Origin of the sequence: Methanolinea sp. (assembly GCA_030055515.1) — an archaeon.
Lineage (GTDB): Archaea > Halobacteriota > Methanomicrobia > Methanomicrobiales > Methanospirillaceae > Methanolinea_A.
In genome coordinates this window covers 772,353-792,875 of record JASFYI010000001.1, presented here as the reverse complement: position 1 = coordinate 792,875, position 20,523 = coordinate 772,353, and the positions used below count along the sequence as shown (strand labels likewise).

19 protein-coding genes are annotated in these 20,523 nt (G+C 47.2%); 6 read left to right on the top strand and 13 right to left on the bottom strand.

The window, feature by feature from the left end; genetic code table 11:
• The first annotated feature begins 666 nt into the window (after positions 1 to 666).
• The 3 genes from QFX32_04255 to QFX32_04245 all read left to right on the top strand — a co-directional run bounded on the left by QFX32_04255 (position 667) and on the right by QFX32_04245 (position 2,621).
• On the top strand, positions 667 to 1,146 hold the full coding sequence (locus QFX32_04255) for a type II toxin-antitoxin system VapC family toxin (protein MDI9633252.1): 480 nt from the start codon (positions 667 to 669) through the stop codon (positions 1,144 to 1,146).
• A 363-nt stretch (positions 1,147 to 1,509) separates the two neighbouring features.
• On the top strand, positions 1,510 to 1,935 hold the full coding sequence (locus QFX32_04250) for a nucleotidyltransferase domain-containing protein (protein MDI9633251.1): 426 nt from the start codon (positions 1,510 to 1,512) through the stop codon (positions 1,933 to 1,935).
• Between the two features lie 461 nt (positions 1,936 to 2,396).
• Positions 2,397 to 2,621, top strand: a complete 225-nt coding sequence (locus QFX32_04245) for a type II toxin-antitoxin system HicB family antitoxin (GenBank protein MDI9633250.1) — start codon at positions 2,397 to 2,399, stop codon at positions 2,619 to 2,621.
• 573 nt (positions 2,622 to 3,194) lie between these two features.
• Here the strand turns inward: QFX32_04245 and QFX32_04240 are convergent.
• A complete protein-coding gene (locus QFX32_04240) occupies positions 3,195 to 3,383 on the bottom strand; it encodes a type II toxin-antitoxin system HicA family toxin (GenBank protein ID MDI9633249.1) in 189 nt (62 codons plus the stop codon).
• A 31-nt stretch (positions 3,384 to 3,414) separates the two neighbouring features.
• Complete coding sequence (locus QFX32_04235; protein MDI9633248.1) at positions 3,415 to 3,645, bottom strand: type II toxin-antitoxin system HicB family antitoxin; 231 nt, start codon at positions 3,643 to 3,645, stop codon at positions 3,415 to 3,417.
• A gap of 137 nt (positions 3,646 to 3,782) precedes the next feature.
• Here QFX32_04235 and QFX32_04230 point away from each other — a divergent pair, with 137 nt between their 5' ends.
• Positions 3,783 to 5,033 carry an oligosaccharide flippase family protein gene (locus tag QFX32_04230; protein MDI9633247.1) on the top strand — a complete coding sequence of 417 codons (1,251 nt, stop codon included), beginning with the start codon at positions 3,783 to 3,785 and terminating at the stop codon, positions 5,031 to 5,033.
• On the opposite strand, the gene QFX32_04225 is transcribed toward QFX32_04230, so the two are convergent.
• The 10 genes from QFX32_04225 to QFX32_04180 form a co-directional block, all read right to left on the bottom strand.
• Positions 4,999 to 6,192, bottom strand: coding sequence for a glycosyltransferase family 4 protein (locus QFX32_04225; protein MDI9633246.1), 1,194 nt, complete (start codon positions 6,190 to 6,192; stop codon positions 4,999 to 5,001). The genes QFX32_04230 and QFX32_04225 overlap by 35 nt on opposite strands.
• Positions 6,167 to 7,972, bottom strand: coding sequence for a hypothetical protein (locus QFX32_04220; GenBank protein MDI9633245.1), 1,806 nt, complete (start codon positions 7,970 to 7,972; stop codon positions 6,167 to 6,169). Before QFX32_04220 ends, QFX32_04225 begins: the two co-directional genes overlap by 26 nt.
• A gap of 250 nt (positions 7,973 to 8,222) precedes the next feature.
• Positions 8,223 to 9,410 carry a glycosyltransferase gene (locus tag QFX32_04215; protein ID MDI9633244.1) on the bottom strand — a complete coding sequence of 396 codons (1,188 nt, stop codon included), beginning with the start codon at positions 9,408 to 9,410 and terminating at the stop codon, positions 8,223 to 8,225.
• Between the two features lie 11 nt (positions 9,411 to 9,421).
• Entirely contained in the window at positions 9,422 to 10,531 is a 1,110-nt protein-coding gene (locus QFX32_04210; protein MDI9633243.1) for a DUF354 domain-containing protein, read from the bottom strand.
• A gap of 22 nt (positions 10,532 to 10,553) precedes the next feature.
• Positions 10,554 to 11,552 (bottom strand): DUF362 domain-containing protein, encoded by a 999-nt coding sequence (locus tag QFX32_04205; GenBank protein MDI9633242.1) that lies wholly within the window; start codon positions 11,550 to 11,552, stop codon positions 10,554 to 10,556.
• Entirely contained in the window at positions 11,542 to 12,735 is a 1,194-nt protein-coding gene (locus QFX32_04200; protein ID MDI9633241.1) for a glycosyltransferase family 4 protein, read from the bottom strand. The genes QFX32_04205 and QFX32_04200 overlap by 11 nt, the downstream gene beginning before the upstream one ends.
• A gap of 7 nt (positions 12,736 to 12,742) precedes the next feature.
• Positions 12,743 to 13,741 (bottom strand): NAD-dependent epimerase/dehydratase family protein, encoded by a 999-nt coding sequence (locus QFX32_04195; protein MDI9633240.1) that lies wholly within the window; start codon positions 13,739 to 13,741, stop codon positions 12,743 to 12,745.
• Entirely contained in the window at positions 13,741 to 14,682 is a 942-nt protein-coding gene (locus tag QFX32_04190; GenBank protein MDI9633239.1) for an NAD(P)-dependent oxidoreductase, read from the bottom strand. Before QFX32_04190 ends, QFX32_04195 begins: the two co-directional genes overlap by 1 nt.
• 19 nt (positions 14,683 to 14,701) lie before the next feature.
• Positions 14,702 to 15,781: a UDP-N-acetylglucosamine 2-epimerase (non-hydrolyzing) gene (wecB, locus tag QFX32_04185; protein MDI9633238.1), complete on the bottom strand. Its 1,080-nt coding sequence runs from the start codon at positions 15,779 to 15,781 to the stop codon at positions 14,702 to 14,704.
• 215 nt (positions 15,782 to 15,996) lie between these two features.
• On the bottom strand, positions 15,997 to 17,142 hold the full coding sequence (locus QFX32_04180) for a glycosyltransferase family 2 protein (protein MDI9633237.1): 1,146 nt from the start codon (positions 17,140 to 17,142) through the stop codon (positions 15,997 to 15,999).
• 934 nt (positions 17,143 to 18,076) lie between these two features.
• Here QFX32_04180 and QFX32_04175 point away from each other — a divergent pair.
• Together QFX32_04175 and QFX32_04170 are read left to right on the top strand one after the other, a co-directional pair.
• The gene (locus tag QFX32_04175) at positions 18,077 to 18,370 is read left to right on the top strand and encodes a nucleotidyltransferase family protein (GenBank protein ID MDI9633236.1); all 294 of its coding nucleotides are present in this window, start codon (positions 18,077 to 18,079) and stop codon (positions 18,368 to 18,370) included.
• Positions 18,367 to 18,708: a DUF86 domain-containing protein gene (locus QFX32_04170; GenBank protein ID MDI9633235.1), complete on the top strand. Its 342-nt coding sequence runs from the start codon at positions 18,367 to 18,369 to the stop codon at positions 18,706 to 18,708. The genes QFX32_04175 and QFX32_04170 overlap by 4 nt, the downstream gene beginning before the upstream one ends.
• A gap of 1,001 nt (positions 18,709 to 19,709) precedes the next feature.
• On the opposite strand, the gene QFX32_04165 is transcribed toward QFX32_04170, so the two are convergent.
• The gene (locus QFX32_04165; GenBank protein MDI9633234.1) at positions 19,710 to 20,465 is read right to left on the bottom strand and encodes a tetratricopeptide repeat protein; all 756 of its coding nucleotides are present in this window, start codon (positions 20,463 to 20,465) and stop codon (positions 19,710 to 19,712) included.
• Positions 20,466 to 20,523 lie beyond the last annotated feature (58 nt).

Here is a 20,523-nt window from a genome sequence, read left to right as displayed (position 1 = left end):
ACGACGCGATCTGTGAAAAAGACGGTCTGCCTGAATGTACTTTTACTCGGACTCGTAATTTCTCTGGGATTTGGAGATAAGATTCAATTACAACGGTTGGCTGAATGGTGATTTGGGGAGGGGGTTAAGACTAATTATATAACAAAGTCTCTTGAAAATTTATATTATAAATTTTTGAAACCTGTCAATCAATTGTTATCTAAAAAGAGGTTTTGATAAAATTTATCATAAAAGAGTTATTATCCCTCCCCCTTCTATGAACATTTACTTTATTGTCGGATTCACCGATTATCGGCTAATCTATTCTGTCATTTCCTAAAATCCCTTGATACTAATATGCCTTCAAGAGCCCCTCCTATGAGGGTGCTCTCTCGATGAACAAGATCTGCTGCAGATTGAACGCAATACATGAGAACAGCCGCTCCGCATTCACTCTAGCACAGAGCTGCATTAATACCTCTTCATCACAGCAAAGGGTCGCTCGACCAGAGCTTGAACATGCATTATCAATCTATGCCCCCCTATTCCTTTTTGAAAATAAATGACCGTTCGTGCTCCAGTGCGTTGTCTAATCAATAGTAGTCTGAGGCTTCAGCCTGAATTACCTCCTCACCAGATGGATTGCCTCTCCTTCCTGAATGAGACCCAACTTACAATCGTGCATCGATGCAGTGGTGGTCCTTCCCTCCGGAGAAGCTGATCACCCTCGATCTGGCCTTCGCAGAGGTGGCGAACGTCGTATGGAAGAATGTCATCACCTCCGGCGAGCAGGAGGAGGTCGCCTTTCGGGCGCTGCACGGTTGTATGGACTTCATCGGAATCGCCTGCGAGGTGATGAGCGCGGCATACCTGCTCGAGGATGCATTCAGGATCGCCCTCTCCGAGCGACTGACGGTTTATGACGCCCTCTACCTGGCTGCATCCCGGAGGAGCGGAGCGCCACTGTTCACGATGGACAGGGTGCTCTCCGAGAAGACGAAGGGAAGGTGGGTAAGAGACTTGTGTGAATCGCCTCGGAGGATGCATACAGTTTTTACTCCACGGCGTGAACCCGACGGTGGCAGCCTGATCCCCAAGGTTCAGGAATTCGCCGCCACGACTCTTTATCTGTCGGTTTCCCGCCCCGGAATGCCCGCGATCAGGTGATTCCGCCTCCAGCCGCATCACCCTGCCGTGCCCGTTTTCAGCACCGTGAATACTCTCGGCGGGAAAGACCGGGCAGCACCGTCCCTCTCCATCTCTCTATGTACTTCTGTGATCCACCCCCTGCTCTACATGGCCATCGAATAACCTCATCTCTCGCGAGCACAGTGTTCCGACGAAACTCCTGATCCCGAGGAGCAGAGGCGGGCTGAGGAGCGGCTGCACAACTCCCCCTGGTGGAAGGGACTCCAGAGAGGACAGGGACGTTCGCTGATGCAATGCCGGTGTATATCCACGAGTACAATCAGACGGCAGACTTCCAGAAGAGGGGGTGAAACTTTGTGTGCGGCTGCATCAGGGAGGCATTTGAGAAGTTCGTGGGAAACAGACTGCCGGGATGTCCCCGGTCATCCCAGTTCGAAACCCAACATCAACGAGCTCGCCCGGGAACTGGAGGTATCGCCTGGAAGTGTGAAAAGATATGTGGATATCTTCGTGACGGACGGGATTCTCAGCGTAAGCAGAGTAGGAACTTCCCATCTCCTCTCATTGAATAATGATGATACAATCGTGAAGGAATTGAAACGCGTCTACATGGCGCTTCTTCTCCGCGAGGCAGGCATCACGCGTATTGCAGAGAATGCGATATCCCTGGCCGCATATGGCAGCATCGCGCGTGGTTCCTATGATGAAAGGAGCGATATCGATATCCTGTGCTCGGCGATGAGAACGATGTCGATTTCGGCCTCTTTGCTGAGATCGAAGCATGCGGGGGACACGAAGTGCATGTGATGGTAGTGCCCTGTTACCATTGGGAGGAGATGAAACAACGCAGGGATGCTCTTGCAATGAGTATCATCGCTCATCATATCCTTTTCCGGGGGACAGAATTATGAACTGGAAGTCCTGTATCGAGGAGCAACCCCTTCTGGAAGATCTCGAGCCCAGTCCCGCATCCTCGCAGCGTTCGAGGTGGCAGAGGGGTTTGTGAATTCTGCCGGTTAGAACACTGGTGATGGACAAACCCGGAATGGCATTTATCTTCACTCAGAGCAGTAATCAACAGTAAACCTCGCACTCTGGCGGAGGAAGAACCTCTGCATGATTCAGAGGCAAAGGGTTAACAGAGCAATACTCCCGCGCCTTTGCTCAGGTGAATGAGTCCTTCAGAGAGATACCGCTAAATATCGAGCAAACCATTATTCAATTGTCGAAATAATCATCTTCAGGAAAGGGATCATCGGGTGGTGGACATGGAAAAGACCTACAGCGTGATTATAGAGCCGGGTGAAGATGGCTGGTTCGTGGTGACCGTCCCTGCGCTTCCCGGGTGCATCACCCAGGGTAAAACCATCGAGGAAGCAGAAAAAAATGCAAAAGAAGCGATTGAAGCGTATATCGAGTCACTGGCAAAACGCCGCAAGGCGATTCCAGACCAGCAGGGGGTGGCGATCAGAAAGGTCACGGTCGTAGTATAAGCGCAGGATGACAAAAATTCCCCTGTTGCCGGCAAGGAGGGTGATTACGGCAACTCACAAGACTGGGTTTCACAATCGATCACCAGAAGGGAAGCCATGTCGTTTTGAAGAGTCCTGATGAGACTCGGACCATCGTCGTGCCAGTTCATCCAGAAATAGACCGGGGAACCCTGAAAGCGATCCTGAAACAGGCAGGCATCGATGTCGAGACTTTTTATCGGTACTGACCCTGCTGTAGAATTCTTTTTCCTTTCTGGTTTTATTCCGTAAAGGTTAATTTCTCCCGCGATTGTATCGAGCGCAGCCACATATGCGTCATCCTCGTGCTCCGGCATCTCTACAAAGACGATCCTCCTCTCCTGCAGCTCCTCGCTGTGCTGGACAAGTGCAGGGTTTTCCAGATGGACCTCCCGATCCCGAGGAGCAGAGGCGGGCTGAGGAGCAGCTGAGGAACCCGCTCTGTAGGAAATTCTTCTTAATCGTCCTTGGGAGCATCACAGGCACCGGTGTCTGCCCGGTACTCCATCGCAGGGCAATCCGCATGGTAATGGTTTGATGATGGAGATGTCTGCTCTATCGTAACATCCTGATGATCTCTTCCTTTGGTATGCCTTTCCAGAGAGCGACTCTGGATATGATATCGCTGAGCGTGCCCGGAGCAATCTCTTCATGAAGGGGAATGGTGATCGCATATTTACCCGCAGGTGTTGTGCATTTGAGTCGCACATGGCTGCCCCGCTGGCGAACCACCCTGTAATCCAATCTGGGAAAGGACCTTCAGGAGTCTTTTCCACTAACAACTGGCAGCCCGTGCAAAGGGTTCAACCTCGCATTCCGAGATCGTCAGTATCCGGATGGACTCTCCCCGGGTCAGATATTCCTCGAAATGAAGTTCAACCGCCTCCCGGATATGCGCCATCAGCTCGTCGAGTGTTTTGCCCTGCGTGAAGATATCGACATCAATCCCACGACCGCACCAGAACCTGCCATCAGAATACACTTCGAATTTGACGAGCATGGGCATCCTGTGTTCATATATCTTTTAAAAGGGAATATTGCTTTTGCTGAACATTATCCGTGCGGGCTCCGATACATCATCGTTCCGCTCACCCAAATACCGATCGAAAAACCTCATCCTTTACCTGCGAGAACTTTATCCAGATGGACCTCCCGATCCTGAGGAGCACCAGCGAGCTGAGGGAGCAGCTGAGGAACCCGCTCTACCGGAACTCCCTCTTCATCGCCCTCGGCCGTATCACCGACGTGGGCTTCGGCTTCCTCTTTTGGACCTTTGCCGCAAGGCTCTACTCGCAGGGCGACGTGGGCGTGGCGACGGCGCTCATTTCATCTCTCACGCTCGTGATCACCCTCTCCCGCCTCGGCTTCGACACCGCGCTGGTGCGCTTTTTGCCCTCGAAGGAAAAAAGCCGTGCTCTTAGTACCACCCTCTGGATCACGCTGGTCGCGACGCTGATTATCGCTATCCTCTATCTCCTCCTCGTCCCCGTCATCACTCCAGAACTCTTTCTGCTCCGCGATTATCTCCTTCTCTTCCTCCTCTTCGCCCTGGCGAACTCCTTCGAGAACATCGCGGAGAACGCACTCCTCGCGATCAGGCGGGCAGATCTCAGGTGGGTGCTCCACCTCTTCATGGGTCTGAGGATTCTGCTGCTCTTCCCATTCGCCTTCCTCGGCTCCTTCGGGATCTTCTCTTCCGTCGGGGCTGCCTACCTCGCGGTGATCCTCATCTCTACTTTCTTCATCCGCCGCCATTTCGTCATCACATGCAAAATCTCCACCGAGTATCTGAGGGATACATTCCGCTTCTCCTCGCTCAATTACCTCGCCTCCTTCCTCGCCTCCATACCCACGCTCGTCTTCCCCATCCTGATCCTGAACCTCCTTGGTGCCGAGGAAGCGGCCCTCTACTACATCGCCTTCACCATCGGGAACCTGGTGCTGATCGTGCCGGACGCGATGACCACCTCCTTCTTCGTGGAGGGGAGCCATGGGGTGAACCTGAAAAAAGCGGCGATGCACACGCTCGCGGCCACCTATGCGGTGCTCATACCCGCGATCCTCATCATAGTATTATTTGGAGATCTGCTGCTCGGCCTCTTTGGATCAGCCTACCTCGCTGCCTTCGACCTCCTGCGGCTCATCGCGATCTCTGCCCTCTTCGTCGCGATCTACAACCTCTTCATACCGCTCCAGAACATCAGGCTTAGAGTCGGCACCATTGTAATGCTCAATCTCGTCAGGTGCACACTCCTGCTGGGGCTGGGGTACATGCTGACGCTTCACATGGGGGTGATTGGCATCGGCTATGCCTGGCTGGCGACTTATGCGGTGCTGGCGGGGGGGATTGTGGTAAGAATTAAGTATTATAATATTTCTTCAAAATGTCATTGAAAATTTCAAGTTCCTTTTGTATTCGTTTTTCCCAATTTCTTTCATATAAAATTGTTTTCCTTGCATTCTGACCGATTTGCTCTCTCAAACTCGGATTTTTAAATAATTTATTTATCATAATTGCAAACTCATCAATATTATTTGACTCTACGAAGATCCCATTATTGAAATTTTTTATTAATTTATTTATTTCACCTGCATCAAATACTATAACAGGTTTTTCGCATGCCATGGCCTCTTGAATTGATAGATTTAAATTGCTAATTAATGAAGTACCAATTACTATATCAGCATTATTTAAATAATCCACCATTTCATTTATTGTTTTAGAGCCATGGAATTCTACCAAATTTTGTAAATTATTATCAATTACCATTTTTTCAAGCATTTTCTTTTCGGTACCATCACCGACAATAATTAATTTTACATTTGTTGGATATTTCTCCAATTCAACAAATTTTTTGAAGGCTAAAATTCCCAAATCAACTCTTTTGAATTTATCTAATCTTTGAGTTGATAAAATAATGAATTTTTCATTATCCTTATTTTTTAATTTTGGAGAGAAAAATGTTGTATCAATAGCATGGTTTAAAACTGAATAATTTATTTTATTATTTATACATTTTTTCACATATTCAGATGTTTTATTTCCATCATCAATAATAATTAAACAATCAGGTTTTTTAAATTTAAAAAATAAAAATGCTAAATGACCTGCGAGTGCACTTCTTTTTGAAATATTAAAAATATTTCCACTATCTTGTATTATTATGATTGGCATATTGATATTAAATAATTTTATTAAAATAACAATTATTGCACCTAATAAAGTTCCATGCACAATTAATATAGTATTAACTTTTTCATTTATTTTTAAAAATTTTAAAATATTTAATGCATACCCAAATAAAATTAAAGGTACTACAGGAAATTTTAACATTTGAAGAATAGTAAATTTTGGATAATTGATTCTATAAATGGGTATTTGAAATGCTTTATCAAAATTTTTGCAATGATCACCAAAATTGGGAGCGATAATAATTTGTTTTTTAAGATATTGATTGGTATGTTTAGATTCTTCAATGACATGGGTAATTGACCCTCCTTTTAATGGATAAAACGCAAAAACTATCCTAATCAATGATATTTGTTTTTCCATATCTCATTAAATAAACCATATTGCTTTCTCCATTAAAATAAATTTTATTTATTAATGGATTTAAATATAACTTTGCAAAATCCTCTTTTTTAAAACGATTTACTGGTGCCCAAACAGTTGTATATGTTTGATAATCGATAGAACTGATTAATAAATATCCTTTGGATTGGGAAAAATACAAGTCCGTCTTTAATTCTGATAAGTTAAAATGATCAGGTATTTGATGAAAATCAGGATTTAATTTTTTTCCAGTCTCGTATCCGAAAATAATATGTGATAGCCGTTTAATTGGATATAAGATGGAGAAAATTGATACATTATTATCTTTTTTAATAAAAATCCATTCAGCTGTATCAATTTCTTTTTTTGTTACATGAGCTCCTGGAGTCAGAACATGAGGCGATGGATGAAATGAAAGGATACTTAATATTGAACTACTTAAAATTAAAATTATAAATCCAATTTTGATAAATTTATCAAAAATATTATTGCTAATATTTAAAAATCCATATCCAACAAATATTGGCATGAATATTGACATATATGCAATTAATCTCTGTCCCGCAATTGTAGATAATCCAGGTAATAAATTGAATACCGTAGAAAAATATAGAAAAATTGTAAATCCACTAATAATAAAAAGAATAAATAAAAATTTATATGATTTAAAATAATCTTTTGATTTAATTAAAATACAAAATGAAATTAATGATAGGATAATATAAATGAATGTTTGGCCAACTTCTCTTATTAAAAACAAAATAAAATCGAAAATATCTAAATTCAGTTTTGATATACCTATATTCACTCTGTCAAAAAAAGTAGGAATATCTCCACCCGATAATGCATTGATAAAACTGCGGATATTATCATAAAAAACATTAAATGATAAAATCCATGAAAAAAAAGATATTGAAAGAACAATAATTGGTGTTTTTGGAAAATCATTTAATATTATTGAAAAATCATATTTGTTTAAAATATAATCAATTAAAATGAGGATTATTCCGATTAAAATAAATAAAATAATTAAATATAATGCCGTAAGGGGATGAAAATATGGAATAATCAGTAAGGATAATAAAAAGGGAATTTTGAAATTTTTTTGTTTTTCTATAAAATATATATAAAATAAATATAAAATATATGGAATAAAAAATATACTCCATCCATTAGGCATTAAATATAATTCATATCTACTGAAAAATGTTATTGATGCAAAAATCAAGCATAAATATTGAATTTTTTTGTCATTTGTAATTTTTTTCGATAAGATGTAAATCCACAATAAAAATAATCCTGATATTATGCCCGTTGAATAGTTTCCAAGGTCTATTATTGATATATCCGAAATTAAATTAGTGATGCTCAATAAAATATGGGTAATAGGATAAAAATTATCTTTGCCAAAAAATCCATATTGAATAATATCTTTACAAATACCGATTTGAGAGATATGATCACCTGTAATAGTATAATATCCTCGAATAAATGGTAACCATTGTACAATCAAACGATTTAAAACCAATAAGAAGAGAAAACTGCAAAATAGTATAAATGGAATATTTTTATTGAAAATTAAATATATCAAAATAATTGTAATTAATATTGGAACAATAATAAAAATAAATAAGGAAAAAAAGGGAAGATTCTCATAGATAGAAATCTCGTAATTTTTTGCAGGAAAGAGGAATGCTAAAATTATTGCGATAGTCAATAAATTTGAAAAGAATATTAAAATTATTTTTTCGATTTTATTATCATAATTAATTGATTCCATTTTTAGTCGAATTATAGTTTCATCTTAATAAATATTGATTATCTGCCTCTTGATTTTCGCTACGTGAACTACATTGCATATTTTATTATAGGCGCTTTTATTGTTTAAAGTCCTCTTCTTCACGAAATAGTATCTCACATCTATATTATTCTCTCTCAATGCTTCAACGAGATTTATGACATAGTTCTTAACGCCTCCTCCATCAATGTTCTTTCAGTAATTGGTGATGATAGCAACTTTCATCATCGATTCATCTCAATACCTGCTTATATACCTCCACGATCTGCTTCGCAATGTTCTCCCACGTGAACTGCTCCGCGTATTTCCTGATCTTCTCCCTGTCCCATTCCTTGTCGAGGGCGATCAATATCTTTTCAGCAAGGTCTTCAGCGTTACCAGGCTCGACGAGCAGGCCGTAATCTTCGGAAGTGATGATCTCCGGCACGCCCCCCACGCGGGTGCCCACGAAGGGCAGGCCACAGCCGAGGGCCTCGAACATCACCGTCGGGTTGCCCTCGCTCAGGCTGGGGAGGACGAAGAGGTCGGCGGCGTTCATCCAGAGGGGGATTTCTTGGTGGGGTTTGGGACTCATCAATATTATATTATTTTCCAACTCAAGGGAACGAATCTGTTGAATCACTGATCGTTGTAATTTACCTGCTCCAATGATAATGCATAATATGTCTTTTTTTATTTTTTTAACTATATTTATTGCTTCAATAAGATATTTATGCCCCTTAATCTCTTCCAAATTGCCTATTGATAAAATAATTACTTTATTTTCTGGAAGATTGAGAGCTATTTTAATCTCTTCTCGATTTTTAAAGGAAAATAATTCTTCATCATATCCATTAGGAATTACCGTTACTGGCTTAAATATATTTAATTTTTTAATAAAATCGACGTTATGATTACTAACGGTTATAATATGGTCCGCATTATTCAAAGTAAATTCAATTTTATCTCTCCATTCATCGTCTCGAAATGGAAGAGAATAAATATCGTAACCATGAGCGGTGATAATGGTTGGAATTTTTAATTTTTTATTTAAATGCGCTGCAGCATATCCACATGGCCATGTGAAATGTGCATGAATCAAATCAAAATCTGATTCTTCTTTTTCAATCCATTTCACCAAATTTTTATAGAGTTTATCGCCAATCCTTTTATTAGTTCCATCTGGAACAAAATATATCATTGGTAATAATTGAATTTTTATATTATCTGCTAAATTGGTATCATCTATAAGATTTTTTTTGGAATATTTTTTAAAATATTGTGATTTTCCTTTGAATGGAATAAATTGTGATAATTCTGTTAATGGATTGTATCTTATTGCAACATTTATTTGTGAAAAATAAGGAGAAAGAACATCTACTTGGCCTTTTATAAAATATTTATAATGGGGAGAAATGATCAATAATTTCATGTTTTTCATGTAATTATTAATTAATATATATTTTTAAATTTAAATCTCTCCTGTATCCCCGGATTCTCCTTCATCATCCTGAAGCTCTCCGGGTAGTTCTCGACGAACCATACCATGAACGCTGTGATGTCAATTTTATCCTTCAGCAGCTTCTCCCTCTTCTGCTGCCATTCCTGCTTCAGGTTGGGTCGCTGGAGGAGGTCAATCGCTTTCTCAAATACTAAATTTGAATCTCTTTCATATCCAAATATTAATTCATATTTTCTTTCAAGTTCTATAAAATTTCCCATTTTTTTTACTTTAGGATGAAACATAATCGCAGGAGTTCCCAGGCATGCGGCTTCAGTTACCATGGTTCCCGTGTCTGCGACGAGTAATTTCGCATGATAAATCACATCATGAATCCTGCTCTTCGGGATTTTCAAAACTCTGTCTTTTATTTGTTCCGGGACTCCGGCCTCGGATGATATGTATACCCGCGCGTACTTTTCGAGTTCGTGGACAAGGCGGATCTTGTCCTCGTCAGAAAAGCCAGCGATCCTGAGATCGTGGACGGCGTCAAATGCGTTGAAGCGGAGCAGAATATATTCTTCATTATTATCAAGATTTAAGAGTTCTTTTATCTTTTTATCTGGCTTATAATAGTTTGGATGAAGATATGCAAATTCTTTATAACTATTTAATTCTATGTGATTTTGCCCTAAAAAACATTCAATTGTATTTGGAGTAACAATAGTATCAGCAAAATGAATTAAAATTCCAAAATTAATAAAAAATGAAAATTTATCTAATCGTGTCGAATCTAAAAATGTAACTAACGGTTTTCTTATTATGCGTGCAGGAATAGCATTATAAAATAATGAGCCAATAATTAAATCTGGGTGAATTTTTTTGTAAAATCTCAATAAATTATACATTCCTTCTGAATATGAAAACAATTTTTGAATTTTTGTTCTTTTATTGATTAAAAAAGTTTGGTATTTTAAATTCATTTCATCGGCAAGTATTAATGTTTCTCCATAATCTCTTAATAATAAAGAGATATCAGATCCATGTTTATTTAAAATAAGAATAAGATTTTTTAAAAAATGTAATTGGGCAGGAGTATTGATAGTAATAATAATCTTCATGAAAACACCTTAATAATATATTTCATTTTTTTTGTTTTAATATTTTATTTATACTTTGTTCATCCTCATTTCTCAATAATGACCCTACTCCATAAATGACTGGTTTCAATGGAGAATCCATCACCAGCTTTGCCATGATTTCACTATTGAAGAGAAGCCAGGAAAGATTATCGACAATAGTTCTCCGAACAGAAAATTGCATAGAATATTTTTTCCAATCATCGTTTAATTGAACATTGTTGAGATTCGTAGTTCCCAGACCCTCTTTTTCCGCAATCATAATATGTTCAATATTCGCAACGGGGAATCCCATGATCTCTGAACCAAGTGTATCTGCTATTACGGGATTATTTGCAACAATGAGAAGATCTGTTTTTTTCGCATCACCATACATGGGGCCATGTCCATCGAGAGAATACAAACCATCTATAAGAGCGATTTTAGGTTGAAGAATCTTGGTCAATAAGGTCAGTTTTCTACTCAGGTGCTTGTGATGGAGACAGCGCATCGTATCGGGGTAACATCCCCACAGATTCTTCATACTCAAAGTGACTGTTGTCATCGCATGCACTTTGAGAACAGGGACAGAAATGAAGGAATCTATGCTATCGACGATAAGATTTGGTACCTGTACTTTGACCTTCTTTCCCTGGATGGTATCTTCGATGAATCTCGAAGGATGTCTGGAAAGATTGACGAGTTCGGCACCAGTCTCCTTGCAGATTTCCGGCATATTATGGCCTTCAAAGGCCTGATCCGCAGAAAATGAATGGTTCCCCCCGTCCGATTCCCCGACAATCACCCTGGCTGCATGGTCCTTCAATAAACCAAGAAGATGGCGGAGAAGTTCGGGATTTGTTGTAATCCCTTCCTTGTAAAAAGGGAAGGTGAAATTGGGTTTGACAAATACGATATCATCGTTTTTAATGATGTTTTTCCATTGTATAAATGCCAGTGCATCTTCGATATCTTTTCGTATTTCAGATGTTTTTGTGATGAATGCCCGATATTCAGTTTGCATGGATCGCTCCCATGAGTGTTTTTTCAAACTCGTAAGTAATAACATTCCATTCGTTCTGTGAAACATGTTTTCTGGCTGCCGAACCCAGGCGCATTAATCCCCCCTCTTTTGATATCGCAACTGCCTTTTGAATTATATCTTCCGCATTTCTGACGTAGAGAACCCCATTCCCCTCCCCAAATTCCTTCATGATCCCCGGTAATTTCGTGGCAATCACCGGTCTCCCTGCTGCCATGTATTCATACATCTTGATGGGAACGATATTTCGCATGATCTCGTTATTACGCGCTGGAAGGATACAGATGTCAGCTGCAGAGAGGAAATCTGGTATCTGCGTGTAGGGTTGCCATCCGACGAGTATGATCTTTTCGGAGATATTTGCAGAATTCTTCAACCTCAGTAATTCCTCTTTCAGTTCACCTTCTCCCACTATGAGAAGTTTGAGGTGATAACTCTCGTCATGGTTCTGCATCATTGCTTGTGCGACTTCCTTCAGGCCGGAGAATTCGTACAACCATCCCATGAAGAAGAGAACGATGTCATCTGGAGCGATGCCGAGTTCTTTTCTTTTCTTTTCTCGATCTGCCTTGCTGAACCAATTGAGATCTATGCCTGCACGGATGACACATGTCTTCTCGGGAGCGGCTCCCATAACGACGGTGTATTCCCTGAGGGCCTCGTTGATGGAGAGAACGAGATCCGAATCCCTGTAGTTCATCTGTTCCACATATTTCGCAAAACTCTGAAGCCATTTCTGGGGAACCAGACGGAACAGTTCGTCGATGATATAGTAAACGAAAGGTATGTGATACTTTCTGCATTGCCTGATTGCGAGACAGGCATTGAGGATACCGAATCCCACGACGACATCGGGCCTGAATTCCTCGATCTGACGGATGATCTCCTTTCTGTGCGTGTAGAGTAGGGACAGATATTCGAGAACAGGCAACTGGATGATCCCCGGCCTTATAACCCTGATCTCTGCACCGGGAATGACCTTCGGAGTTGCTGTCATCTCCTTGCGCTCGGAGATGAGATGCCTGTCGTTATTTCTGCGCCACAGGATATCGAAATCTATCACGCGAACCTCATGACCTCTCTGTACAAGGCGTTCCATCAGGTGATGGCTCTGGTGAGGGCCTTTCGCGATCCAATTCGATTCCTGAACGACGAGAATCTTCATACTATATTCAGAATTCCGCGCTCTTCTCGATATTCTCCCAGTTCTTCACGAACCAGTCGTATGTCTCCTTCAGACCATCCTCGAATTTCATTTTTGGCTGGTATCCGATCAATCGTTGTCCCTTCGCGATGCAGGAGAGGAGATGCGTTTTTTTGTCCCAGTCGCGCCTCTCTTTGTAGACAATGCCCGCTTCGCTGCCGGTGAGCTTCAGGATGATATTTGCCATATCGATGACCCGGTGCTCTGTCCCTGAACCCAGATTGATCGCCTCGCCCACCGCTTCTTCTCTCACTCCCATTGCGAGCAGCCCTTCGACGATATCGCCCACGTAGGTCCAGTCTCTCGTCTCTGTTCCATCGCCTGTGATGGGAAGAGGCTCCCCTCTCATCGCCCAGTAGAAGAAATTGGGTATGACATTGCGGTACTTCCCGGGCACCTCCCCTGGACCATAGGAGTTGAAGAACCGTGCATTCACGATCGGCAGGTGGTAGAGGTTGTAGAAGTAATTGGTGTAAAGTTCGCCGAGCAGTTTCGTGACCTGATAGGGCGTGTGAAGGCGTATGGAGACATCGTGCTCTTCAAACGGCATCTTCGAGTCCAGACCGTAGACACCACAGCCGGAGGAGGAATAGACGAACCGCTTCACACCTACAAGCTGGGAGTACTGAAGTACTTTCAGAATTCCCAGACCATTCACCATCAGATCCGTCTCGGGGTTGTCGACCGAATTCTGATTTGCGAAATGCGCCGCGAGATGGAAGACGTATTGGGGTCTCTCCTTGAAGACGCGCTTCAGAGATTCTTCGTCGAGAATGTCTCCCTTGATAAAAATGATGTTCGGCGCTCTCGGAATATTCCACTCGTAGGAAGAGGTGAGGTTGTCGAGTATGATGACTTTCCTCGCATTCAATTCGGACAATCTTCGACAGAGATTTCCGCCGATCGCACCAGCTCCCCCTGTGACAAGTATAGTGCTGCCCTCGTATTCTTCGTATTCTGGATTCATCAATCATCCATCCCGTAATGTCTCTTCATCCATTCGACGGTTCTCCGGATGCCTTCTTCCGGGGGAACCTTTGGATCATGCTTTAAATCACGTATCGCCTTTGAACAATCGATGGTCTTCACCTTTGTGGTAAATGGTTCAGCATCTTGATAAGTGACCAATGAATCGTCACGGCCAACTGCAGAAAGCACGAGATCCGAATATTCCTTGATGTCCCTCTCCCATTCTGGCCTCCCTGCCACGTTATAGACCTCTCCCGGGATGAAATTGTCGAGGATATTCGCCCATGTCCGGCAGGAGTCCTCCACGTAATCGATGATGCGCCTGTGGCCCCTGTACACCGTATAGGGTTTGTTGAAAAGTGCATGGTAGATGAATTTCGGTATGAATCCCCTGTAAGGATTGTAGTGCTCGTGCGGCCCATAACAATTGACAGGTCTGACCCTGACCGTCTCTGTGCCGAACATCTTGGACGAGTTCATGCACATCAGCTCACCCGCCCATTTTGTGATCGCGTAGTCATTCATCTGATAGGTGTCGCGGATGGCGTTCTTCTCCATGACATCCTCTGTCATGATGCCGTCGTAGTCACCGTATACCTCCGCGCTGGAAAAGAAGATCATACGGAATTTGTGTTTCTCCTGCAAACGGAGCATGTGTTTCGTGCCGATGACATTCGTCTGCCAGAGATTCTCGTAGTAATCCTCACCGTTCCATCTGCCGTACTCGGCAGCTAGGTGATACACATAATCGAAGCTGTGGGATTCAAAGATCCGCTCCAGCTGACGGTAGTTCCTGACATCTGCCCGGATGTAATTCTCCCTGTGTGTATGGAAAATATCGCAGGCGATTACCTCGTGCCCCCTCGATTCGAGTTCTTTGATCAGATTCGTTCCGATGAATCCTGCGCCACCAGTAACTAGCACTTTTTTAGTGATCATTAAAATCGACTCCTTTTCCCTAGGAAAACGGACCATTTCGAATGATCTCGATGATTCTCTCACCCGCCTTTCCGTCCCCGAATGGGTTCTTCCAGTCACCTTTGATTTCGAGCATCCTTGCGACTCCGCCTTGAATCATGTAAGGATCAGTCCCGACAAGCATATTGCTCCCCACCTCGAGGGTCTCCTGCCTTTCGGTGTTCTCACGCAGGGTAACGCAGGGGACGCCGAGGATACAGGCCTCCTCCTGCACCCCTCCCGAGTCGGTCAGTATTAATTTTGCATGTTTCGCCAGCTGGAGGAATTCGAGATAGCCGAGAGGTTCGATCATGGTGATGCCATCAGGAGATATCCCGTAATTTAAGAGCATCTTTCTGGTGCGGGGGTGGACAGGATAGATGATGGGTATGTTGTACGCCTCGCGTATCAGGGAGAGCCCATCCATAATGCCTGCGAGTTTGTTTCTCTCGTCGACATTTTCCGCCCTGTGTGCGGTGACAAGGAAGTATTCTTTCTTTTTCAAACCAAATTGCGCCAAAGGATTTACCTTATGCTCCGATATTGCGAGGTTCTGGTGAACGGCATCGACGATGGTATTCCCTGTGATATGTATCTTCTCGCCGGATATGCCTTCATGTAAGAGGTTCTGTTCGGCTCTTTTTGTGGGGGCGAAAAGGAGATTGGAGACGTGATCGGCAACGATCCGGTTGATCTCCTCTGGCATCGTGCGATTGAAGGATCTAAGTCCCGCCTCGACATGGCCAACATGTATGTGGAGTTTCACGGCCGCGAGTGCAGCACCCATGACGGTGTTGGTATCTCCCTGGACGAGTACAACATCTGGTTGTTCTTTTTGGAGTGCCTCTTCAACGCATGTCATGATCTTCGCCGTCTGCTCTGCATGCGAACCTGAACCGACGTCGAGGTTGAATTTTGCCTCCGGCAATTCGAGCTCCTCAAAGAAAATCCGGTCCATCTCGTAGGAGTAATGCTGCCCGGTATGGAGGATGAAGTAATCGATGCCCCTGCGTTCGCACTCGCGGATCACGGGGGACATCTTGATGATCTCAGGCCTGGTGCCGAGGACGATCGCGATCATGCTTTGAATAGTATCTGAATCATTGTTTTTTCAACTGTGTTCTCACGGCGAAGGCGAGCGAGTTCGTGATGAAGGCAGATATACTAATCATGAGTTCCGGGAGGAGCATCATGATACCACCTACGAATACTCTCGGAGTGCTGGCATTGGGCCGGCGTATTGAGAAAAAAAGCAAAGTTCATGGAAAGACGCGGGTGCTCATTTTTGTATATCCGTCACGCCCTCCCCACCCTCACGACCTGCACGAGGCTGTTCAGGATGAGACCCGTCGTCACCAGCATCAGCCCGAGGATCAGGCACGTGATCCCCCCGATGAACAGGACAGAGTGGAATACGCCCCCCGCGTAAAGCTCCGTGACGGTATAGACCGAGAGCCCGGCACCAAGCAGGGTGAGAACAGCTCCTGGGATCCCAAAAAAGAGGAGGGGTCTCCGGTACCCGACGACCCCGATGATGTGACTGAGCACGTCGAGGCCGTGGGCGAGCGCGTGCTTCTTGTGGCCGTTCGCGACGGAGTAGTTCACGCCGATGGGCACCTCCTCGATGGAGAGCCCCCTCTCCGCGAAGTGGGCGAGCATGTCGGACTCGATGTTGTAGCCCTCGGAGTGGAAGTCGAGGTTGGCAAGCGCCCTCGGCCCGAGGACGCGGAACCCCGACTGGGAATCCGTGCAGCGGATCCCGCTCCTCGCCCACGTGGCAATGTCGAGCGCCTTCTGCCCGAGGACGCGGTACTTCGGGATCCTGTTGTTCCCCGAGAGGAACCGCGACCCGATGACCATGTCCGCGCGCCCGGAGAGGACGGGTTTTGCGAGCGAGGGGATCTCGGCGGGGTCGTGCTGGCCGTCGGCGTCGAGCATCACGACGGCCGAAGGGGAGTACGCGAGTGCTCGGGAGAAACCCGCCATGAGGGCCTGCGCCTTGCCGAGGTTGGTGGGGTTCCTGATGACCTCGGCCCCCGCGAGTTCCGCAATCCGTGCCGTTCTGTCCGTCGACCCGTCGTCCACGACGATCACGCGGTCGACGTGCGGGCGGGCCGCGAGGACCACCGTCCCGATCGTGAGCTCCTCGTTGTAGGCGGGGATGACGGCGACGAGGGGGGGGAAATGCCTCCCGGGGTGAGGGAGACCAGACGACCCGGTCTCGTCGTGTGAGGGAGCCACTTGGGAGTCCCTGTGGAGAGGGAGACGACGCATCGGCCCGGGTCGGGGCACGCGGGAGGGAACGACGACGCCCCTCGCGGTATTCATGCCGAGGGTCTCTTCGAACATTGAATAGTGGGCGAGGAGCGAGGAAACAGGGTCCTCTTCGATACGAATGTCGGGATCGTGGGGCGTGTCTGCCTTTTTCGCGTCTGGCTGCATTATCTCGTCCCCGGGGGCGGAATTCCGCGATCGAGGCGATCGGGGTACCCGGATTTCCGATCCGCCCGAGTACATCCGGTATTCTGTGGTGATGTATCAAAGCCAACAAATAAAAACCTTTCGCCCAATCCCTCGGTGAAAACGGAAAAATAGCGTTTCCGATCGGGAGATCCAGGTGTGTAACGGGAGGGATGAATCACTGGGGCGGGAAAAGAGGATTGACGGCCCTCAGAACTCATGTAATGCCTGGTCTCCCGGCGACGCCGGGGATTCCGGGCAGGGGAGGACACGGGCCCGGGGGAGCGGGGGATCGCGGTGACAGTGTGGTCTCCCCGGATCGCGGTCACCGGTACATCCTGCGCATCCCTCCCCGGAGGCGGGCGAATGGGAACCCCGGACTTTGCAGGCTGGCGGGGAGAGGAGTGCGCCATGGCTGTGGAAAGACGTGCGATCTCTCCCGCAATCAGGGGGACGGGCGCGGGAACAGGCCCCCCGCGCAGTGCCGGGCCTGACCATGTCCCTGGGTGCAGAATCGGAAATGGAATGGAATAAACGGCATTTCGGTCCACAGGAGGACGAGGGCGGGGACGAGGACGGGAACCGGAATGTGGAAGGACGAGAGAATCGCGGGGCTATCGGGGGTCCCGGGGTTTCACAGTTGCTCGGTTCGTCCTCCCCTCCGGGTCCCGCGCGGGGATCCCGGGAGCGAGGATTCCCTCGGAAAATGTGTATCCACTCCCAGGGATGACCAATTTTTTCGGATACACTCTTGTGTATTTTTTTGATTTGGAAGTTTCCGGCCCGTATTTTATACTGAGCGCGTGAATTCCATGGGGAGTGTGAATCAGGTGGATTATCATACAGGTTTATGATGGGGAAAATGGATGGAACTAGTGATAATTATTCACCGCGTTACCCTCGGAGGTGGTGAACAGTGCCAGGCCTCCAGGAACTGGTCAGAAAGAAACGTGATGACATATTAAAGCTCGCGGCACTCCATGGCGCAAGGAACGTGCGGTTGTTTGGGTCTGCCGGGCGGGGAGAGGACAGGGGGGGGAGTGATATCGACCTCCTCGTCGAATTCGAACCTGGCAGGAGCCTGTTGGACCACGTGGCACTTGTTCAGGACCTCGAAGAATTGCTCGGTTGTCACGTGGACGTGGTGACCGAGGGATCGCTGCACTGGTACATCAGGGAGAAGGTGAAAGGAGAAGCGAGGGCGCTGTGAAAGACGATCGGCTGTATCTGATCCACATCCTGGAGAGGATCAGGAGAGTTGAAGAGTACACCCGCGGAGGTCGCGAGGTGTTCTCCTCGTCACCCATGGTCCAGGACGCGGTGGTGAGAAATCTCGAGGTGATTGGCGAGGCAGTGAAGAATATCTCCCCCCGGCTGAAGGATGCGCATCCGGAAATACCATGGAGAAGAATCGCAGGGCTCCGTGATCTGCTGATTCATCGCTATATGGGTGTGGATCTTGAGGAAGTGTGGAATATCGTTGTGAAAGACCTGCCCGATTTGAAGGAGAGACTGGTAGCACTTGATCCATCCCTGCGCAGCATATGAATCTCTCCATTCCGTTCCGGGTATCTCCAAAGGGTATGCACGCGCACTCTTCCATCACCCTGCCTGAAAGGACAGTGCAAACATGGGGATTGTGACTCCTTTCTTGGGGGATTCCCTTTCCGGGATCACGGCGCGCGTCTTTGCCGGCGCGGTCTTTCGCCTGAATAATCGACTTCCCGCTCCATGTTTTCATGGAGTATTATTCCCCGACCCGCGGATCCCTGCGTTCATAATTGCGCCTTTCGCTGTGCCCCTCTCCACGATCGCTGTGCTACACTTCGGGAGGGAGCATTTCTTCACATCACGCTGCAGCGGCTGTGGTGAATAGCGGATATGGAAACAGCCAAGAGACCGCGAGGCCGTGGCAGGTGCCAATCCTCTTTAGTAGGATCGCGGCTGTGCCGATCCCCTTGTGGACCGTGGGAGGGAGGAGGAGAGTGAAGAATTTTTAATCATGGAGCCCGGGTCATGAAGCGGATACCTGTCCATGAGGCGACGATCCTGCGCGTCTCCCCGGGACTCGTCGAGCCGGTTTGGTTCAGAAGAGGGAATGGGGTGGGTTCGGAGGATTCCTGCAAATCCCCTCACCCCTGTGGGGATGATATGCCCGAAACATCGGTGTCCCTGCCGCGACGGGGACGTCATCGATCACCCCGGGGAATCCCCCGTCATGTCGCCCGGGATGGCCCGGAGAATGTGGGGGATGGAGGCATCCCGCAATAGGCTGGTCCACAGGTACGGGGCGACAGATGACCGGACAGCGTAGTGCCTCCTCGTCGAGGACTTCGGGGACTTCGGAGAGTTCCGGGACGAGATAGAAAAGTATCGCAGAACGGCGGGGTACTGACCGGGGTGTGTTTGAGGGAATTTCCGCGCCGGTCCGAGAGCGAATCGGTTCTTGAGGCGCATGCAAAACAACCTCTCTTAAACTCCTGGCGGTCTGCAACTCCTGGTCTGCGCAAGCCCCCCGCGCGGGGTGGGGACCGGTGGCGAAAAGGGCCTCACCTCCCCTGCCGGCGGGCGAGCACGGCGGCCGCGAATACCGCGAGTGCAGCGGCCGCGAGCGGGCCCTCCCTCGGGGGCGCGGGGGTCTCCGCGGGTGTCGGGGGCAGCGTGGGGGGAGACTGCGGCCCCGCGGGTGTGGCGGTCTCCACCGGCGCCGGTTCTGCCGCGGGAGACGGGGAAGTACGGTTCTCGGCGAACCCTTCAGCCCGCGCCTTCCCGTCCAGCGCCGGCGCGTACCCCGGCTGGATGAGGAGCGCGCGGTCGAAAGAGGCGGCCGCGGCGGCATAGTCACCGGTCGCGAGCAGCACCTCACCCCTCCGGACCCACGGGTCCGGGTCGGCCGGCTTTACCCGCGCGGCCTGCGCGAAGGAGGAGAGCGCGCTCTCGTGCAGCCCGAGGGCAGTCTCCGCGCTCCCCTTGCCCATCCACGCCGAAAACGACCCGGGGTCCGCGGCGACCGTCCGCTCGTACGCGGCGAGCGACTCGGTGTACCTGCCCTGCTGGAAGAGGCTCCTTGCCTCCCGGAGGAGGGATTCTGCGGGGGTCCCCGAGGCGCCGGTTGACGACGCTGAAGAGCTGTCGGTGCCTCCCGTATCCGGTCCTGCCCCTCCCGGAGTGTTCCCCCCGGAATCACCCCCGTCGGGGGTATCGCTCCCCTGATCCGGGGTGTCCGGTCCGTCGGAGACGCCGCCGCACCCGCAGTCGTCGGCAGTGGTCATCACCCCGCCGAGGAGGAGAACGACAAGGAGCACGGCACAGGCACGAGAGGGCATCATCAGAGGGATGTAGAATGGGGAGAATATAAAGAAA